This is a genomic window from Desulfovibrio sp. 1214_IL3152 (genome assembly GCF_036763055.1).
Lineage (GTDB): Bacteria > Desulfobacterota > Desulfovibrionia > Desulfovibrionales > Desulfovibrionaceae > Desulfovibrio.
The window spans coordinates 1-19340 of the sequence record NZ_JBAIYW010000595.1 but is presented as its reverse complement, the minus strand read 5'-3'; the positions used below and the strand labels follow the sequence as shown (position 1 = coordinate 19340).

Sequence of the window (19340 nt, the reverse complement as noted above, 5' to 3'; positions counted from 1 at the left end):
ATGAGAATCGTATGCGCCTTGCAACTTTCCTTGTAGATCAACTTGCACTCAAGAATATTGACACAGCCTTCCTCTTCACAGGCGGCATGGCCATGCACCTCAATGACGCTTTGGCGTCAGAGTTGCGGATCAATACAATTTGCTGCCACCATGAGCAGGCTTGCGCGCTGGCCGCGGAAGGCTATGCCCATGTGACCGGGAGGCCAGCCCTTGTTCAGGTCACTTCTGGTCCAGGCGCGTTGAATGCCATGACTGGCGTTTTTGGTGCTTTTGTGGACGGCCTGCCCATGATCGTCATCTCCGGTCAGTCCAAGCGCGAAACCCTGTGTGCCACTTATGGTCTTGTGGGACAGTTGCGCCAAGCCGGAGAGCAGGAAGCGCAAATTGTACCCATGGTTCGCTCTATCACCAAGTACGCGGTGTCCATCACTGATCCCACGCGTATCAGATACGAGATGGAAAAGGCCTACCACATCGCTGTTACAGGCCGACCCGGCCCGGTATGGATAGAAGTCCCCGTGGACGTTCAGGCCATGCAGGTGGATGCTGATAGCCTGCCCGGCTTCCATATGCCTGTTATTCCTCCTGCGGATCTCAGTGGGGTTGCCGGGGAGGTGGCTGCCGCCATAGCCGCTGCCGAGCGTCCTCTTCTGGTAGCCGGGCCAGGACTTCGTATGGCTCACGCGGTTGAGGATTTCCGCACTCTGGCCGAGCGGCTACACTGTCCCGTGCTTTGTGCCGGAACGCTGGACATCATTCAAAAAGGGCACCCCCTCTATGCGGGGGGAATGGGTAATGTGGGCACACGTGCGGGCAATATCAATGTGCAGAATGCCGACCTGCTCATCTTTTTGGGCGTGACCATGCACCTGACGATGACCACATACAACTGGAAGGCAATGGGCAAAAATGCCCGAAAGATTGTGATTGAATGTGACGCCAGCGAGTCTGAACGGCCGCAGTATATCGGTGATGAAACAATTGTGGCCGAAACAAAACCATTTGTGCAGGCATTGAACGTCGCCTGCGCCAACTCAGGCGTAAGCGTTGACAACGAATGGCTGGAATTCTGCCGGGAGCGGGTACGCCTGTTGCCCGTAGTTCCAGATCGCCTGCATTCGATGGACCCGCAGGGACGGATCAATCCCTACTGGTTTGCTGAAGAGCTCTTTAAGTGCCTGAAAGACGGAGACGTCGTTGTTCCCGGCAATGCGAGCGCCGGGGTTACTGCGCAGCAGGCGGGAAGCTTGCGCCCTGGGCAGAGGCTCATCGCAAACTTTGGCAATGGCCCCATGGGGATGGCTATACCGGCAGCCATCGGAGCCAGCACCGCAGCACCGGAGAAGCGTATTATCTGCCTTGAAGGTGATGGTAGCTTCATGCTGAATATGCAAGATCTGGCAACAATCAGACAGAACAATCTGCCCATCATAGTTTTTATCTATAATAACAATGGGTATATGTCCATTCGGCAGACCCAGCGCAACTTTTTCAAACGCCAACTTGGGACTGGACCTGATACTGGATTGGGCTTCCCCAACTTTGAAGGCGTGGCTTCCGCTTTTGGGATCCCTTACCGCCGCATCAGTGGTGAGAACTGGCAGGAAGCATTGGCTATTGCCCTTGACCAAAGCGGGCCACTGCTCATTGAGGCCATGCTGGACCCGGAGCAGGGATTCGAGCCCAAGATTTCGTCTCGCAAGCTAGCGAACGGCAGTATGATCTCTCTGCCGCCGGAGGATATGTTTCCTTTTCTGGATCGGGAGGAACTGCAAAAACATCTGCTTTTCCCGCTTGGGGCGGATGAAAGCACAGATTAGCACCGCCACCCTTTTCAACAAATGTCTAGCAGGAAAAGATGATGCGCGAGATCGTCCAACATCATTGGCAAGCGCTTGTTGCGCGTTATCCGGAATGGAAGGTGGCGGAAGATTCTTTTGCCAGGGCCATGCGCATCCTTGTCGACTGCGCCAGCCAAAAAGGCAAAATATTGATCTGTGGGAATGGCGGCAGTGCGGCCGACGCCGAACATATTGCTGGAGAGTTGATGAAGGCATTCATGTTGCCACGTCCTCTCCCGCAGGATTTTCTATGCCGCGTAGAAGATACCTATCCCGCACACAAGCGGGTACTTGCCGCCCTTCAAGGCGGCATAGCCGCAATTCCGTTGGTCTCGGGAGTTTCCCTGCCCACAGCCTTTGCTAATGATGTCAACGCGGAGCTTTGCTTTGCACAGCAGGTTTATGCTTTGGCGCGTCCTGGGGATATTGTGTGGGGTATCAGCACGTCAGGCAGATCGGCGAACGTCAACCATGCCCTGCGGGTGGCACGGCTTCTCTCCTGCCCCACCATAGGTCTGTCTGGCCGCGATGGTGGGGACATGGCAGAATTGCTGGATGTGGAACTTCGTGCGCCCTCTGAGTGTACGCCGCACATTCAGGAACTTCATCTACCCATGTATCACGCGTTGTGTGCGTGTATAGAGAAACATATTTTTACTCAGTAACGCTTCGGATCCTTGGCGGCAAGACATGTTTACCGTCATTATATCAATTCATATCCAACAGTAACTTAATGTGTAGGAAGATCATGTGGCATGATATTTTCTCTCTTCAAGGGAAATGCATATTGTTGACTGGTGCTACAGGGGGCATCGGATCAGCAATATTAAATGTTTTTCTTGAAGCAGGTGCTTTTGTCCTTGCTGTTTCGCGCAACCCACCAGATAACAACCAAAATCCGAACCTGCGCTGGCTTAATTGCGATCTCTCAGATTTATCTTCCACAAAACAGTTCGCGTTAGACTTATACGAGCGCTTCGAAATTGAAGTAATTGTCAACAATGCCTGTCCCAACAATTTGCCTTCACCGCACCCATATGATTTAAAACCATACGAAATAATAAGAAAAATTGGCCTTGATGCCCCCTATATACTCTGCGGCACTCTTGCGCCTTCAATGGCGGAACGCCATAAAGGAAGCATCATAAATATAACAAGTATTAATGCCGAAGCTGCATGGCCCGCCAATCCGGCATATCAGGTAGTAAAAAGTGGATTGAAAATGCTTACAAAAGCCCTAGCGCGAGATTACGGCGCATACGGGATAAGAGCAAATAACGTATGCCCAGGATATGTGCATACAGCGATGACGAACAGCTCTTTTACTTCAGAAGAAAAGTATAAGGAACGTTGCGCAAAGACCATGCTGGGGCGATGGGGCTTGCCAGAAGAAATCGCCAGAACATGCCTTTTTTTAGCGTCTGATGCAGCATCTTATATAACAGGAACTGACGTGATTGTGGATGGCGGCTGGTTAGCAAAAGGTCTATAGATAGTGAGGGTTTATCCATGTTCTTAGCAGGATTGTCAACAATTAATATTGAACTGACCAGCAGGTGCAACAAAAATTGCTGGATGTGCGGCAGGCGCAAGGTTGACAGAGACTACCCAGATCTGGCGCTAGATTACGGAGACATGGATTTCGCGCTGTTACAGCGAATTGCGCCGCAAATTCCTGAAGGTATTACCGTTCAATTTCACCGCGATGGTGACGCTCTGATGTATCCCCGTTTTGGTGATGCAGTCAGCCTTTTTCAGAATCATATCCGCAATATTGTCACTAATGGGAAACTCCTTGTGGAAAAGGCTGACGAGATTATTGACAACCTCGAAACCCTTTCTGTCTCTATTTTCGAAGGCGATGAAGAAGCTGAAAATCAGCGGGAGATTATTGGGCAATTTTTAGCTTTGAAAAAAGACCACAAGCCGTTTGTCACTCTTCGCCTCATCGGCAATGTTGATCCGGCTCCATATGAAGGTTTTAATCAACTCTTTGTGCGTAGAGTCCTGCACGCACCCATGGGAAGTTTTAACTACGTTAAACGATCCCCCACAATCCCTGAAGTTGGGATTTGTTGGGATTTTTTGGGCCACCCCTGTATTAATCGCAAGGGTGATGTCTCTATTTGCGTGCGTTTTGATCCTGAAAGACTTGGAGTGCTGGGTTCGCTGTACGAGCAAAGCCTGGAAGAAATCTGGAATGGTCCCCGACGCGCTACCTGGAAGCAGTTGCATGTGGCCGGCAGAAGGAATGAAATTCCTCTTTGTGCCCGGTGCGAATTCTGGGGGGTGCCCACAGCGCCTTAGAGAGATGAAGGCGGCACCAAACAGTTGGCATTAGTAATCTGATATTTCATCAGGCTACTAATGCCAATTGTCAATAGTTAAATACAATCTCTTCAGTGCAGGCGCAGATGGCATGATATACAGGCAGATGAAGCTCCTGCACGTCCGGAGTGTTTTCTGCAGGCACACGCAACTCCACATCCACCAGTGATGCCATTTCACCACCGCTCTTGCCTGTCAAACCCAGCGTGTGGCAGCCCAGCACCTTTGCCATTTTCAGCGCAAGGTTCACATTGCGCGAATTGCCGGATGTGCTGATTCCCCACACCACATCTCCTGGCTTTGCCAATCCCAGTACTTGCTGGGCAAAACACAAATCGCCGGCGACATCATTGGCAAAAGCTGTGGGCAGCGAAACACCCGAAACCAGAGAGATGGCGGGTATCCCCCTTTGAAGACTTGAAAGATCAAGCATATCACAAGAATATTGCTGACGAATTTTTTCAAGCAACACGCTATCCAAAGGTCGCGGCTTCAAAAAGGCTTTCATAAGCTCACCGACAATATGTTCGGCATCTGCTGCGCTGCCACCATTGCCACAAATTAGAATTTTCCGCCCTTGTGTATAACAATTGACCAGCATAGTGATGGCGGCATTGAAGCTTTGCTCCACCACATGTAGTCCCTGATACTTGCGTATCATATTGCTCAGGTGTGCTTCAATTATTGTTTTCATGTCGGATTCATCTCTCTGTATTTTCGGATGAGGTGTACGCTAGCTTCTATACGTATACTTGTCAAAGGGCATAGGCTGGTGTAATCCATAAAAAACTTGAGAGGATTCCAATGGGCAATATGAATGAGATTTGCTCCTCATATAGCGGGCGCCGTGTACTTGTTACTGGTTATAACGGTTTCAAGGGAACATGGCTTTGCTTGTGGCTCAAACTTATGGGGGCAGATGTTCTTGGCATAGGCAACGACCTGCCCAGTACCCCCAGCATGAATGAAGCTGTCGCCGCAGACGACCTTGTGCGAGGCATGCGCATTGACATCAATGATTATACAAAACTGGCGCAGGTTGTTGCTGACTTCAAGCCAGAGGTTGTTTTTCATCTGGCTGCGCAGGCCTTGGTGCGTCCGTCGTACGAAGACCCACTGGGCACGCTTTCTACCAATATTATGGGCACGGCCCACGTGCTGGAAGCCTGTCGCCATACCCCTTCCGTGCGTTCCATTGTCATTGTGACCAGTGACAAGTGCTACCGCAATAACGAGTGGGTATGGGGCTACCGCGAAAACGACCCCATGGGAGGGCACGACCCTTACAGCGTCAGCAAGGGCTGCGCGGAACTTGTCACCACTTCCTATATCAAGTCTTTCTTTCCACACGAAAAATATGGGCAGACGCACCATGTGGCCGTGGCTTCGGCCCGCGCGGGTAACGCCATCGGCGGTGGAGACTGGGGCAAGGATCGGCTGATTCCTGACTGCGTTAGAGCATTGCACGCCAATACGGCCATCCATATCCGTTACCCCACAGCCGTGCGCCCGTGGCAACACGCGTTGGAGTGCCTGAGCGGCTACCTCATGCTGGGGGCAAAACTGCTTGAATATGGCCCCAAATTCGGTTGCGGCTGGAACTTTGCTCCCATCGACATGGGCGATGTCTGGCCCGTAGAGCGCGTGGTAAAACGCATTTGTCGGCTGTGGGGCAATGGGACATATGCAGTGGACAAGGGGGTGCAACCCCACGAGGCGCATATGCTCTGCCTTGACTGCACAAAGGCCAATATTGAGCTGGGTTGGCGCCCCCGATACACTGTGGCTGAGGCGCTGGAACAGACCACAGCGTGGTACCGGGCGTGGGCAGAAAATCCAGACCCTGCACATATGCGACAAGTTACTCTAGACCAGATAAGCGCATACGCCAACAAACCCGAAGATAATGCACAGGACGAATCCCATGAGCGATCCTAAAGAACAGGCATTGCGTCAGGCCGTACTTGATGCGGCCGCGCAATATACAGAGTATGCTCACGCCCAAAAAACCTTTGAAGCCGGGCAGAGCTCTGTGCCCGTCTCCGGCAAATGCCTGGGCTCAGAGGAAATGCGCAACCTGGTGGACGCCTCGCTGGACTTGTGGCTCACCACCGGGCGTTACAATGACGCCTTTGAAAGCGCGTTTGCGCAAAAGCTGCAGCGTAAATATTCTCTGACGTGCAACTCTGGTTCTTCTGCCAATCTTCTCGCCATATCCGCTCTTTGCTCTCCTCTGCTCAAAGGACGCCGGCTCAAGCCAGGGGATGAAGTCATCACCGTTGCCGCGGGCTTTCCCACCACGGTTGCCCCCATAGTGCAAAACGGCCTTATTCCGGTATTTGTGGATGTGACAGCACCCACCTATAATGCAGTACCCGAGCAGGTGGAAAAGGCCGTTGGCCCCAAAACAAAGGCCATCTTTCTTGCGCATACCCTGGGCAATCCCTTTGACATCGCAGCCGTGAAGGCCGTGGCAGACCAGCATGACCTGTGGTTCATTGAAGACAGTTGCGACGCGCTTGGCTCCAGCTACATATTGAACGGCGAAGAAAAGCCATGCGGCAGCTTTGGGCATCTGGCCACGTTTTCCTTCTACCCCGCACACCATATAACCATGGGTGAAGGCGGGGCTGTGGTGTGCGACGACCCATTGCTCTGGAAGATCGTTCTTTCCATGCGAGATTGGGGGCGTGATTGCTGGTGCGCTCCCGGCTGTGACGACACCTGCAAAAGCCGCTACGTGCGTCAGTACGGGCAACTTCCTCCGGGCTATGACCACAAATACGTTTATTCGCATCTGGGCTACAATCTAAAGCTCACGGACATGCAGGCAGCCGTGGGGCTGGCACAGCTCGTAAAACTGGACACCTTCACCGAGGCAAGGCGGCGCAATTTTGCGCTATTGCACGCAGCCCTGGCCGACCTTGACGGCGGCCCCTTTATCTTGCCGCAGCCCACGGCAGCAAGCAAACCATCCTGGTTTGGTTTTTTGCTGACCCTGCACCCCAGCTACGACAGACCATCAATCTTGCAAAAGCTGAACAAGAAAAAAATTGGCACGCGCCTGCTTTTTGCTGGCAACATGACACACCAGCCGTGCTTTGAAGGCGTCCCCCACCGCATCGCAGCGCCCCTCACGGGTACTGATACTATCATGAATCATACATTCTGGGTGGGGTGCTACCCTGGTCTCGACGAAGAGCAAATGAACTACATTGCTCATGCAATCAGGAAAGTGCTGTGACGAAATACCGCATGCCAAAACTCACTCTGATACTAGCAGTCCATAATGGTGGCAAATCCTTTCAAGAATGTCTTGAAAGCATTATCCCCCACCTTCACTGCATTGATTCTCTTTTTGTTTCCATTAACAAAGGCAGCGCCCAAGAGGATGACGTTGTCACGTGGAAGAATTTTTTGCAGCAACAGCCTGATGTTCAGCATACCTGCCTGATTCAAAAAAAATTTTTATCAGCCAAGCAGCATGCAGCAATAATATACCCCAAACTTCTTGAAACATATAAAGGCATGGAGGATATATATTATTTAATCCTTTGCCATGATGATATGCTCATGCCTAACTTTTCAGAAACAGTGAAAGACATTCTTCCAAAACTGAACGCACAAACGACAGTAAATCCCGCACGGGCGTTTTATAAAGATACCTTTTCCAAAGAAAACCATACCTTTACGTTCTACGGCTTGCTCGCCCATCAAGATGGAATATCAAGAGAAAACTTTATCTCCGCAGACATTGATAGAAACTATATCACCAACATCAGCGGGATTATCCTTCACAGAACGGTTTATGAAAATGCTATGAAGTGGTGCCTGCGAACAGTGTACGGCTATAGGTCAGAATATTTGTTGCTTGCCTCAAAGGGTGTAAAAAAAATCATGGGTACACAAGAACCCCTCGTGGGAATACGCTTGCACAGCGCATCAGGAAGCAGCCTGGCCCCAACGTGGAAGATTCGCATAGATGAGTATATCTATCTTTTATATATGTATTTTACTACAAATGATCCTTTTTTACGCGAAAAGTTGCGTCGACGCTGCACCATTGTTGGACTGGCCGCAAATCCGGTGAAAGAATTGGCCTTCCAGTTTTATAAACGTGTGCTCAAAAAAATCCTTCCCAAACATGTCCTTACGCTCCTGAAAAGCAGGTTGCAGCAATGGCGCTGATAAAAACATTCAATTTTCACAGACAGCTTACGGGCATGCTGCCCCAAATGGGTGACACCACTTTTGGCAATTTTTTGTTTTATCCGGGAGTTGCGCTGGCGGAGCGACTTCATTCGCATGGATATAGTTATACGGCAGCTGATGATTTTGATATTGCCGTTTTTTGCGACCTGGATCAGGAACTGCTTGAATATGCCAAATCTCTGCCACAAAAAATAAAAAAGATCCTGGTTCTGGCAGAATCTCCTGCGTATTGCCCTTTCCCCCACCAGCCGCATGTTTTAATGGATAGCATATGGAACCACGTTCTCACATTTAGCAGAGAAATACACTGCAGAAATATTACATACTATGACATCCCAGTTACAGGGATACAGTGCCCCATCAGCCCGCTAACGCCTGTCCATGGCGCACAGGATAAAGGTGTCTTTATTGCCAGATACAAACATGACGCCATTGGCAACTCCCTCCAAAGGAATGCCCTGGCGCTTCAGGCGATGGATAATGACGATATTGAGGCCTTTGGAGGGGAGTGGCCGCCGCACAAAAACTATGGCGGCAAAACTGCGGACAAGCTGCGTACTATTTCCCAATACAAATATTCCGTTATTATTGAAAACGCCAAATACAGCGGATTTGTGACCGAAAAAATACCTGAAAGCATCCTCGCAGAAAGGCCGGCTCTTTATTTCGGCGACTGCATTCACGCACGCCGCCGTTATGGCGAAACGTTTGTGTGCATGGAAGACGTCACATATGAAGCTTTTTTGGCAGCCCGAGCAGCATTGCTTGCAAATTACACATATTATTATGACCAATGCCTGCAAGAAAAATCGCGTTCACCACAGTGGATTGAATCTTTTATAGAAGCCATGCTGGGTGCAATTTTACAATCGCAACAGGCAGTGTAAAATATGACAATTATCATCAGGGTTACGACTGACAAGGTAGCATGATATGCGTGAAAATAAACTAATAGTTTTATGTTCGTTTTGTAAAAAAATCCTTCGTCCCTGCTGGAGAGCTTTTGTTCATACTAAAAATTTTTTGCAAGCACTCCTTTGTTGTGTCCAAAATCCCTCAATACTAAAAGAAAAAATAGTGATCGTGAGGGTAGATGGCGGCCTTGGCAGCCAAATGGGGCAGTATCTTTTAGGGCAGGCAATAAAAAAGCAGACCGGACTTCGTATTAAATATGACGTCTCATGGTTTAAAAAAGACGGATATGATTTGAACAAACAATACCGAAGAGATTTTACTCTTACTAAAGTATTTGAGGACTTAAGTTTTGATGAAGCCAGCCGGGAAGAATGCAAGGTGTATCGTTGTTTTTATGATTATGAGCTTAAAGACTGGTTTGCATATAATGAAGAAGTTATTACATCAAATGACAAAAGATATCTTTCTGGGTACTATGCGCACCCAAGCTACCTGCAATGCTTTGATAATAAGTGGTATGAGATATTCAAATTTAATAAAAATATAATTTTTGAAAATAGCGCCATTGCGGAAAAAATCAAGGCTTCAAAAAATTCTGTAGCGGTGCATGTTCGTCGGGGAGACTTTATCGGAACCCCCGCGGATGTTGCCACGATAGACTATTATACTAAGGCTCTAAAAGAAATTACCGCCATCTTTAGTACCGTCACCATATTTATTTTTTCTAATGATATAGAATGGGTAAAGATGAATTTCCCTCGAATGGAAAATATATATTTTGTTGATGCAAACGACAATGACAAGGGCTATAGCGATTTGTATTTGATGTCTTTGTGTGAAAACTTTATTGTTGCAAATTCATCATTCAGCAGTGCAGCGTCACAATTATCCACAAATACATCAAAATATATTTTCTATCCTTTTCTTATTAACTGCGATCGCCTAAGCGGAAGAGCTACTATAGCAACTGCTCCTCGCCCAAGTAATTGTAAAAGAGTGCTGTATGAAATTTAACTCTGTGGTCTATCCAGTTGTGGCGCTGTAGTATGTGTTATGCCACCCTGTGGAGGGCATAAAGTTTACTGCTATAGCTTTGCGTTTTTCTATCTACATACGTTCCCAAGCAGTACGTTTTTATAAATTGAATCTCTCATTGAGGATCACACATGTCAGAAGCGCCTCTGATCAGCGTTGGCATATTGAGCTATAATCGGCCGGATACCATTGGTGCGGCGATAGAAGGTATCATTTCGCAAACATACCAGAATCTGGAAATACTCATTGCCGACAATGCCTCACCAGACCCGCGAGTTGATGCAATCATACGATCTTACGCCGAACGGGATGCGCGCATTCAATACACCCGACACAAAGAGAATGGTGGGCCCTACTATAATGGGTCTTTTCTGCGCAATAGCTATTCTGGGCAATATTATCTGCATGCTTCAGACGATGATGTATACTACCCCACGTTTATAGAAAAAATGTATGCGCTGCATCAGCAGGGGGACTATGCCTTGGCTGCCGCGCAACCTGAATGTTATGACATGCACAGTGGCCGCCGGTTTGACAACATTCGCATCCCTGACGGGTTCTTTCAGGGCACGCGTGAAGAAAACTTTTTTCAATTTCTTACATTGCACCACTGGTACAGGCTCAAAGGGCCCACTCTGCTTTGGGGTTTATACAAAAGGTCGGCCGAGCCCGACCCGAATGATCATGTTTTTGGGCTGTTGAAAAGTGATGTAGACAACTTCGGCACAGACATGAGTTGGGTTTTACACACCATAGCTCACGGCAATGTTATTTTTTCCCCCGAGGTGCTGTGGCTGCGTCAGGAGAGGTTTTACTGGGGGCCGGGGCATGAGCCCTGGATGCGCACCCCCTACGAAAGCTTCAAATACGCTTTGAAGAAAAATTACAAGTTTTTACGCTATTATATGCGTTTTTTACCGGGAAAAGACAAAAAATTTCTGGTGAGTTGCGACATCTACTTTATGATCATTAACAAGCTCGTGGAAATGTACGGCTTTGACAAGAGCCGTGCTGAGGCGATTCTGCGCGAACACCGTAAAGAACTTATCTGCCTTTTAACGTAATTGGGATCCATGAATATCATTATAGATGGACACTCTCTCAACGTCATAGGGGGCATTGAACGAGTTGTCTGTGATTTGGCTTCTGCCCTGACAACTCGGGGGCATCAGGTCTATGTTTTCATTTCAGAACCCCTGCCAGCCAATCTTATGTATCCTGTGGATGAAAGGGTACATTTTATCGTATACACACATAACGGCAGGCAAGGGCACCTTGCCAACTTTCGCCAACAGGTTCTGTCGTGTTCCCCTGATGTTTGCATCTCTCCTGCCGCAGATCGCCGCCACCTCCCTTGGTGCGTGGCCCTGTGGGACAGTGGCGTCCCTCTGGTCATTTCCGAGCACAGCACCCCTGAAGATGTCGAGGGCCGCATCTGGAACCGTGCGGAAAGGCTGGCAGTTATGGCTGCCGCCGATGCCATTCATATGCTTCTGCCTTCCTGCCTGCCGAGCCTGCCAGAATGTTTACGCGGCAAGGCGCGTGTAATCCCCAATGCCGTCAGCTTGCCAGTATTACCACGACAGCCCAAAGATCACCTTACAATAGTGAGCATGGGACGCCTTGAGCGTGACAAGCAGAATCATATTCTTATAGACGCCTTTGCCATGCTGGCCCACGATTTTCCACAGTGGCATCTGGAGATATGGGGGGCGGGGCCGGAACAAAAACGGCTGCAGAAACAAATACAGCGATTAAGTATCGGAAAAAATACGCATATTTGCGGGCGCACAACCAGGCCAGAAGAGTGCTACGCACTGGCTGACGTGATGTGCCATCCCTCGAGACATGAAGGATTTGGGCTGGTAGTCGTAGAAGCCATGGCTGCTGGCCTGCCTGTGGTGGGTTTTGCCCAATCCCCGGGTGTCAATGCCTTGATCCTGGACGGGCAAACAGGCCTGCTGGCGCCGGAAATGACTGCGGAAAGTCTGGCCGGGGCTTTGCGAACTCTGATGCAAAGCGCTGTCATAAGAGAAAAAATGGGGAACAAAGGCAGAGAAGCGGCCACTCCCTATACACCCAAAATAGTTTATGATGCCTGGGAAGTATTGCTGAAAGACGTTATTCGGCGCAAAGGAAAGACTAACTTGCGAGAAACGGCTTTCAATCTTCAGAATCACGATGATCCTGAGCAGCAGAAGAGGCTTCACCTGCTGCGACGCTGCATGGCACGACCCAACGTGTTGGTGGCGGATGGAAAGCCACTGCGACGGCTTGTTTTTTCGTCCCCATGGCTAACCCGGCGGTTGCGCCCTTTTTATAGCTGGTTCAAAAGCCTATGGCCTTGATTCAGTAAAGGCATATCAAGAGCACTCGCGGCCTGCCGGCACGTGACGCTGCGCAGCCACAGAAGCAAGCTGCGCCGCCTCCTGGAAGGCGACAGGACTTAGGTAAAAAGCTCTCACTCCGACATAAGCGCACACATAAGTTTTTTCAGGCGCTCATGAAAAGCATTGTGACTATATCTTGATACCGCAAGCATATGACTGTGGTGGCATTGGCCAAGGAGATCTGTAGCTGACTGCGCCCGCAGATTTTCAATCATGGGTATAAGTTCTTCATCTGAATTGAAGCTGGCTAACTGTAGGTTTTCCGCGACATCCTCCAGTGCGCCCAGGCGGCGCACCAGTACAAGACATGAGAGCGCGGCCATCTGTAAAGGAACAAGCGGAGCAGCCTCAAAACTGTGCCTAGGTGTGCTTTCTGGACAACGCGAAGGCACAAGACAGACTTGCAAGCCAATCTCACGCACCTTATGGGGCAGATCTTCCACCCACCCGTAAAAATGCACATTAGCCGGGCTTTCACGGCGCAGTGCAGCATCAAAATTCTCTGAAGAAAACGCTGCATCGCCCAATACATGAAACTCCATATCTGGAAACCGCCGCGCAAGAGCTGGCAGAACATCCTGCCCCTTTTCTGCTGACACCCTGCCCACAATGCCCACATGCCGCAAGGGGCGGCCAGAGAAGCTGTCTTCAAAAGCTGTTTCTGAGAAACGGTCATCCAACCCATTTTCCACCAAGCGCACCCGAGGAGAAGCAAAAGCGGCGTCATAGCGTACCAATTCGCGTTGAATGAAATCGGACGGCACCACAATGGCCTTGGTACGTCGCCGCCCAAGAAAAATGCGGAACAGCTTTTTTTCCATTGTGCCGTGATTGAGATGGATGTGGCAGACCGCTTGCTTGCCCAAGAGCATCTCCGCCAGCAGGGCCACGGGCAGCAGCCGGTTGCCGTTGACATAAATCAGGTCTGCGGAACGTAACATCGTGAAATTTTGTAAAAAAACTACTAGATCAAGCATTGCAAGTCGGAGAACATCCACAATACTTTTCTTGCCCTGCGTCAAAGCGCAGGACGGAATACGCCGAACTTCAACGCCCAGAGCCTCAAGCTTGTCAGCGCAGGGACCTGCGGGAATCAGCACTGTTACTGCAAACCTGCCCGACAGCGCGGCCCTGACAAGTTCCAGAAGAACCTGTTGCCCGCCGCCCAGTTGCCCGTATTGATCGAAAAAAATAATCTTTTTCATATTGTCAAAGCTTCAATAGTTCGCGGTTCATAATATTTCAGTTTTATGGGCAGGCGAGACTTCTTTCACCCGAACAGGACAATAATCCGTATCGTCTACTGGGTCACATAATCTGGCCACCCACAAAGCAGTTCTATGCAATTGACGCGCGCCACACCTGAAAGTAGTGTATGTCAATGGGCTTGGCGTCATGTTGTCATCCTCGCCTTCCAGAAGCAAGAGGTAACAGCCAATGATTATCCTCCACGCCGCGCAGACGGAGATGGGATTTCTGCTTTGGGGCGAGAGTTCGCCAGCCTCTGCAGTATCTTCCGCTCCTTCTTCCGATGTTGCTGCGATGGTGGACACAGCCCTGGCACTCTCCCCGAAGCGCACATCCGGGAAAAAAGCCGCAATCCCCTTCTCGTCCGCCACTTTTCCCACCCCTTCTCCGTTTGACGCCGGGCAGGCCGCTCTTGATGCAATTCTGACCGAGCATCTTGGCCTTTCTCCAAACGGTGCACGCCCGTTTGAGGCCATGGCCTGGCTGCCGTCCTCCAAGTCTGGCCCCGTGCCTTCGAATCGGCTCCTCCACGATGTGAAGTACGCTGGCAAAACAGTGCATCTCCGCCCCTGGCGCGTTTCAGCCACACAGCTTGATGCCCGGGAAGCCGCAACTGTTCTGGCAAATTGCACGGGCAAGCAAACTCTCGCCCGTGGCGTTCTTTTGGGGCATGACCTGGCGTATTGGGCCGAAATGCTCAGGTTTGCCGGCGCTCTTGTTGCCAGGCAGCGTTATCTGCCCGGAGTGCGGATGGTCGACGGCCATTACCGCGCCGTATGGGAACCGGTGATAACTGCGGAGGATCAGCCACGCTTCGCCGCTTTTGCCTCCGCCATGCCCCCATCGGCCAGAGCCTTGACCAAGTCTGACGACAAAGCGCCGCCTTCCACCGCCGCCGCTTCTGTGCTGCGCGCTTTTTTGATTGACATGGTGGACGCCCTTGTCCGCTCCGCCATACCGCAAGCACTGTCGAATAAGAAGAACCAGGCCAGCACTTCCGGCACATTACGGGCATCATGGTCGCAGCCCGCAGCGGAGAGCGTGCATGACGCCTGGCTGGCCGCTCTGCGCTCGCCAGATGGTCGCATAGACTGGCCCCAAAAGGACGTGGAAGGCCTGAAAAGCACCCTTGCCCGTTGGAAACGCCCCATAACGGTGTTGTCCAAATCCCCGGTGCGGCTCTGCTTCAGGCTCGAAGAGCCCGTAAATGACGACGCGGCCCTGGGCAATGCTCTCCCTGTCTCTCCGCCGGAGGGCGATTCCGCCTGGCGGGTTTCCTATCTCCTGCATCCGCATGACGACCGCAGTCTCCTGCTCCCCATACGGGATCTCTGGTCAGGTCCCAAAAAACGTGCTTCGATAGTGAAGCATCTGGGCGCAGATGCCAGGGAGTATGTGCTTTCGGCGCTCGGTCAGGCTTCCGGCATTTCGCCGGAGATTGCGGCCAGCCTCAAGGATGCCGCCCCCGAAGGCTACAGTCTGGACGTTCAGGGCGCGCACAGTTTTCTGACGCACACGTCCCTGGCTCTGGAGCAGGCCGGGTTCGGCGTCATGCTGCCTTCGTGGTGGACCAGCAAAGGCGCGAAGCTCCGCCCGGTCATTCAGTCCAGGGCGGCGTCCCCCAAACTCCGCTCTTCAAGCGGTCTTTCCCTTGACACCATTGTGGAATTTGACTGGCAGGTTTCGCTGGGCGGAGAGCCTATAACCTATAAAGACCTTCTGGCTCTGGCCCGGCTCAAGGTTCCTCTGGTGCAGGTGCGGGGGCAGTGGGTGGAGGTCAATAGCCAGGAGATTCTGGCCGCCGCTGATTTCTGGAAGAAAAACAGCAAGAATGCCGCCCCGGCCCGGGATATTCTCCGCATGGCCCTTGGCGGTGAGGATGCCCCCCAGGGATTTGCCTTTGGCGGTGTGCAGAGTTCGGGCTGGCTCAGCGAGTTGCTCGACCAGTTGGAGGGCCGGACTCCCTGCGCGGAATTGCAGCCCCCGGCGGAGTTTGGCGGAACTTTGCGGCCCTATCAGGCGCGGGGATTTTCCTGGCTCGCCTTTTTGCAGCAATGGGGCCTGGGGGCCTGCCTGGCCGATGACATGGGCCTGGGAAAAACCATCCAGACCCTGGCCCTGCTGCAAAGATTATGGTCTTCCGGCAAAAAGATGCCCAGCCTGCTCATCTGTCCCACATCGGTTGTCAACAACTGGGCCAGAGAAGCGGAAAAATTCACTCCCGAACTGCCGGTCATGGTGCATCACGGGCTTGAGCGCAAAAAAGGAGCGGCCTTCAGGCGGCTTGCGTCCGCGCAGGCGCTGGTCATCTCAAGCTATGGGCTTCTCCAGCGGGATGTGGAGGTACTGAAGGAAATTGCCTGGGGCGGCGTCATTCTGGATGAGGCGCAAAATATCAAAAACCCCGGAACAAAACAGGCCAGGGCCGCCAGGGCAATACCGGCGGCGTACCGCATAGCCCTGACGGGAACGCCGGTGGAAAACAACGTCGGCGACCTGTGGTCCCTTATGGATTTTCTCAATCCGGGCCTTCTGGGCAACCAGCAAGAATTCCGCAAGCGTTTCTTCATGCCCATCCAGACCGGACGCGATCCCGAAGCCGTCACAAGGCTGAAGCGCCTTACCGCGCCCTTCCTCCTGCGCCGCCTCAAGACAGACACATCCATCATTTCCGACCTTCCCGACAAGGTGGAAATGAAAGAGTTTTGCCCGCTGACCAGGGAGCAGGCGTCGCTGTATGCCGCTGTGCTTGAAGATCTCAAGCGTACGCTATACGAGGTGGACGGCATCCAGCGCAAGGGTGTTATTCTTGCGACCCTGGCCCGGCTCAAGCAGGTATGCAACCACCCCGCCCACTTCCTTGGCGACAATTCGGCCATAGACGGGCGCTCCGGCAAGCTCGCCCGCCTTACTGAAATGCTGGAAGAGGTTCTGACCGTGGGCGACAGAGCCTTGATATTCACCCAGTTCAGGGAAATGGGCGACATCCTCAGGGCGCATTTGCAGGACACCCTCGGCAGAGAGGTACTTTTTCTGCACGGCGGCGTGACACGAAAGGCGCGCGACCGGATGATTGAACGCTTTCAGGATGATGCCCAGGCCCCTCCGATTTTTATTCTTTCACTCAAGGCCGGTTCTACCGGGCTTAACCTCACTGCGGCAAACCATGTGTTTCACTATGACAGATGGTGGAACCCGGCGGTGGAAAATCAGGCCACGGATCGTGCCTTCAGAATCGGCCAACACCGCAATGTGCTCGTGCATAAATTTGTCTGTAGCGGTACGCTGGAAGAAAAGATTGATGCCATGATTGAGCGCAAGAAAGAAATTTCCGACGCAGTGGTAGGGGTTGGCGAGGCATGGTTGACAGAACTGTCCAACCAGGAACTTCGGGATTTGTTCGCGCTGCGGGAAAACGCTCTGGAGCATTTCAACTTTGAAAAAGTTTAAATGCTCCAACGCTGCACACGAGTGCATCGCGCCGCAACGCGGCGTGGATTCTGCCGAAAATCGCATTTTTCGGCAGAATGACAACTTTGAGAATGTACATTCTCAAAGTTGATATACTCTAGAGGGGTAAACATGGCCTGGTATCCTGAATATGGCGGCTTTCCTCCATCGCAAGCCCGCGAGGTCAAGGGGGGCATCAAGTCCCAAAGCCGGCGCGGCGGCTTTGGGCAAAACTGGTGGGCCAAACGCTGGATTGAACTTATTGAAAGCTTCGGGCTGGGGGCAAGGCTGACCCGTGGGCGCGCTTATGCCCGCAAAGGGCAGGTCGTGTCCATACAAATGGAAAAAGGCTGCATCTCCGCCAAAGTGCAAGGTTCACGGGCCAAGCCGTATACTGTCACCATGCGGGTCAAGCCTCTGGAGGCTGATGCGTGGGTCACCATCGGCCATGCGCTGTGCAAGGAGGCCCTTTTTTCCGCCGCTCTCTTGTCCGGTCAGATGCCGCAACAGATTGAAGAAGTTTTCAAAAAGGCCAAACTGTCGCTTTTTCCGGCAAAGAAGGATGATTTTACAACCGACTGCTCGTGCCCTGACTGGTCAAATCCGTGCAAGCATATTGCCGCTGTTTACTACCTTGTGGCAGAGGAATTTGATCGGGATCCTTTTTTACTGTTCAGACTTCGGGGCATTGAGCGAGAGGCCCTCCTGGAACTGCTGGGGACTGGCGCGAGCGATGCCGAAACCGATCTGGATGCCAGGCAGGAAGGGCCTGAATCGCTCCCCGGCAATCCTGTACAATTTTGGGGCCACTGCATAACGCCGATTGAACTTGGAGCAGTCATACTTCCCGCTGTTGCCGCCGCCCTGCCCCGAAGGCTTGGCGGTATCTCTTTTTGGCAGGGAAATGAAGAATTTATAGGCACGATGGTGGGCGTATACGGTGCGGCAAGTGATGTGGGGCTCAACTGCGCCATAGGTCACAACATCGGGGAAGAAATTCCACAAGCGGAGTAGGTTCTTCTCACTCGGCAATGACGATTTTGATAGCGGGCAAGGATTTCAATGTGTTTTTTGGGGGGCGTGACCACGTTGCACAACGAAACCGAATTTCGCACAAACGCTGCTGTGCGCAATTTTGTCTCAATGCCCCTATAATTGCCAGACGTTTCGGGCATCGCACAAACGCTTTTGTGCGCCGCACAGCTTAAAAACCACAATCACAAAATGTGGATTCTTCTGTTGCCTTTATGTACCGGTCTTCCTGATTCCCACGGCCTTCCCACGCGGAAGGGGCGAATCCATTTCCGGGCCATCCAAAAAGGGAATGGGCGGGAAGATGGGAGGAAAAGCGCGCATTATGACCGCCCCTTGGACTTTTTGGTCTCCTCGTCCTGGGCCTGGGCGTATTCAAGGGCAACATCGTCTTTAAAGGAAGCGGCCGCAATGTTCCCATGACGAAGGGCACCGGCAACGCCTACGCGTAACCGTTGGACATGGGACATAGCGGCCGCCCATACAGATACAACCCAAAAGGGAACAGCAAGGGGGCTCCCCCAGACTTGGGGGCTATTTGGGGGCAAAGTGAGATAATACAAAAAACAAAACGGGCCAGCGAAGGAATAAACCTTTGCTAACCCGTTGCTTTTCTTATGGTGCCGAAGGGGAGACTCGAACTCCCACTCCCTTGCGAGAACTAGACCCTGAACCTAGCGTGTCTACCAATTCCACCACTTCGGCGCGAAGATTGATTTACCCGAACAGGGCATGCTTGGCAAGCTTTTTTTCGCTATGATCTAGGCACTGTAGTCACGAGATTGTTTAGATTTGCTTTTTCTGTCATACTCTTCGCACAGCGAGGTGATTATGACAACTCCAGCACATCGGCGACATGACATTTCTGATGAGGTATGGGAAAAGCTTG

At 51.6% G+C, this 19340-nt stretch carries 15 protein-coding genes and 1 tRNA gene; 13 read left to right on the top strand and 3 right to left on the bottom strand.

Features of this window, described 5'->3' with window-relative positions; translation table 11 throughout:
• Positions 1–11: 11 nt before the first annotated feature.
• The 4 genes from V6C07_RS12515 to V6C07_RS12500 all read left to right on the top strand — a co-directional run bounded on the left by V6C07_RS12515 (position 12) and on the right by V6C07_RS12500 (position 4148).
• Entirely contained in the window at positions 12–1820 is a 1809-nt protein-coding gene (locus V6C07_RS12515; RefSeq protein ID WP_333536807.1) for a thiamine pyrophosphate-binding protein, read from the top strand.
• A 38-nt stretch (positions 1821–1858) separates the two neighbouring features.
• Positions 1859–2506: a D-sedoheptulose-7-phosphate isomerase gene (locus V6C07_RS12510; protein WP_333536806.1), complete on the top strand. Its 648-nt coding sequence runs from the start codon at positions 1859–1861 to the stop codon at positions 2504–2506.
• An 83-nt stretch (positions 2507–2589) separates the two neighbouring features.
• Entirely contained in the window at positions 2590–3333 is a 744-nt protein-coding gene (locus V6C07_RS12505; RefSeq protein ID WP_333536805.1) for an SDR family NAD(P)-dependent oxidoreductase, read from the top strand.
• A gap of 17 nt (positions 3334–3350) precedes the next feature.
• On the top strand, positions 3351–4148 hold the full coding sequence (locus V6C07_RS12500; protein WP_333536804.1) for a radical SAM/SPASM domain-containing protein: 798 nt from the start codon (positions 3351–3353) through the stop codon (positions 4146–4148).
• 70 nt (positions 4149–4218) lie between these two features.
• On the opposite strand, the gene V6C07_RS12495 is transcribed toward V6C07_RS12500, so the two are convergent.
• Entirely contained in the window at positions 4219–4863 is a 645-nt protein-coding gene (locus tag V6C07_RS12495) for a D-sedoheptulose-7-phosphate isomerase (protein ID WP_333536803.1), read from the bottom strand.
• 110 nt (positions 4864–4973) lie between these two features.
• On the opposite strand from V6C07_RS12495, the gene rfbG reads away from it, so the two are divergent.
• From rfbG to V6C07_RS12460, 7 genes are all read left to right on the top strand, one after another.
• Positions 4974–6107 carry a CDP-glucose 4,6-dehydratase gene (gene rfbG, locus V6C07_RS12490; protein ID WP_333536802.1) on the top strand — a complete coding sequence of 378 codons (1134 nt, stop codon included), beginning with the start codon at positions 4974–4976 and terminating at the stop codon, positions 6105–6107.
• Complete coding sequence (rfbH, locus tag V6C07_RS12485) at positions 6094–7413, top strand: lipopolysaccharide biosynthesis protein RfbH (RefSeq protein ID WP_333536801.1); 1320 nt, start codon at positions 6094–6096, stop codon at positions 7411–7413. The genes rfbG and rfbH overlap by 14 nt, the downstream gene beginning before the upstream one ends.
• The gene (locus tag V6C07_RS12480; RefSeq protein WP_333536800.1) at positions 7410–8357 is read left to right on the top strand and encodes a hypothetical protein; all 948 of its coding nucleotides are present in this window, start codon (positions 7410–7412) and stop codon (positions 8355–8357) included. Before rfbH ends, V6C07_RS12480 begins: the two co-directional genes overlap by 4 nt.
• Positions 8348–9268 carry a hypothetical protein gene (locus tag V6C07_RS12475; protein ID WP_333536799.1) on the top strand — a complete coding sequence of 307 codons (921 nt, stop codon included), beginning with the start codon at positions 8348–8350 and terminating at the stop codon, positions 9266–9268. Before V6C07_RS12480 ends, V6C07_RS12475 begins: the two co-directional genes overlap by 10 nt.
• A gap of 46 nt (positions 9269–9314) precedes the next feature.
• Positions 9315–10310, top strand: coding sequence for an alpha-1,2-fucosyltransferase (locus V6C07_RS12470; RefSeq protein WP_333536798.1), 996 nt, complete (start codon positions 9315–9317; stop codon positions 10308–10310).
• 152 nt (positions 10311–10462) lie between these two features.
• Positions 10463–11395: a glycosyltransferase family 2 protein gene (locus tag V6C07_RS12465; protein ID WP_333536797.1), complete on the top strand. Its 933-nt coding sequence runs from the start codon at positions 10463–10465 to the stop codon at positions 11393–11395.
• A gap of 9 nt (positions 11396–11404) precedes the next feature.
• A complete protein-coding gene (locus V6C07_RS12460) occupies positions 11405–12679 on the top strand; it encodes a glycosyltransferase (RefSeq protein WP_333536796.1) in 1275 nt (424 codons plus the stop codon).
• 113 nt (positions 12680–12792) lie between these two features.
• Here the strand turns inward: V6C07_RS12460 and V6C07_RS12455 are convergent, their stop codons facing one another.
• Positions 12793–13926, bottom strand: coding sequence for a glycosyltransferase family 4 protein (locus V6C07_RS12455; protein ID WP_333536795.1), 1134 nt, complete (start codon positions 13924–13926; stop codon positions 12793–12795).
• Between the two features lie 232 nt (positions 13927–14158).
• On the opposite strand from V6C07_RS12455, the gene V6C07_RS12450 reads away from it, so the two are divergent.
• Both V6C07_RS12450 and V6C07_RS12445 read left to right on the top strand, forming a co-directional pair.
• Positions 14159–17419 (top strand): DEAD/DEAH box helicase, encoded by a 3261-nt coding sequence (locus V6C07_RS12450; RefSeq protein WP_333536794.1) that lies wholly within the window; start codon positions 14159–14161, stop codon positions 17417–17419.
• A 132-nt stretch (positions 17420–17551) separates the two neighbouring features.
• A complete protein-coding gene (locus V6C07_RS12445) occupies positions 17552–18433 on the top strand; it encodes an SWIM zinc finger family protein (protein WP_333536793.1) in 882 nt (293 codons plus the stop codon).
• Positions 18434–19069: 636 nt separating this feature from the next.
• On the opposite strand, the gene V6C07_RS12440 is transcribed toward V6C07_RS12445, so the two are convergent.
• Positions 19070–19156 (bottom strand) — tRNA-Leu (locus V6C07_RS12440).
• Positions 19157–19340 lie beyond the last annotated feature (184 nt).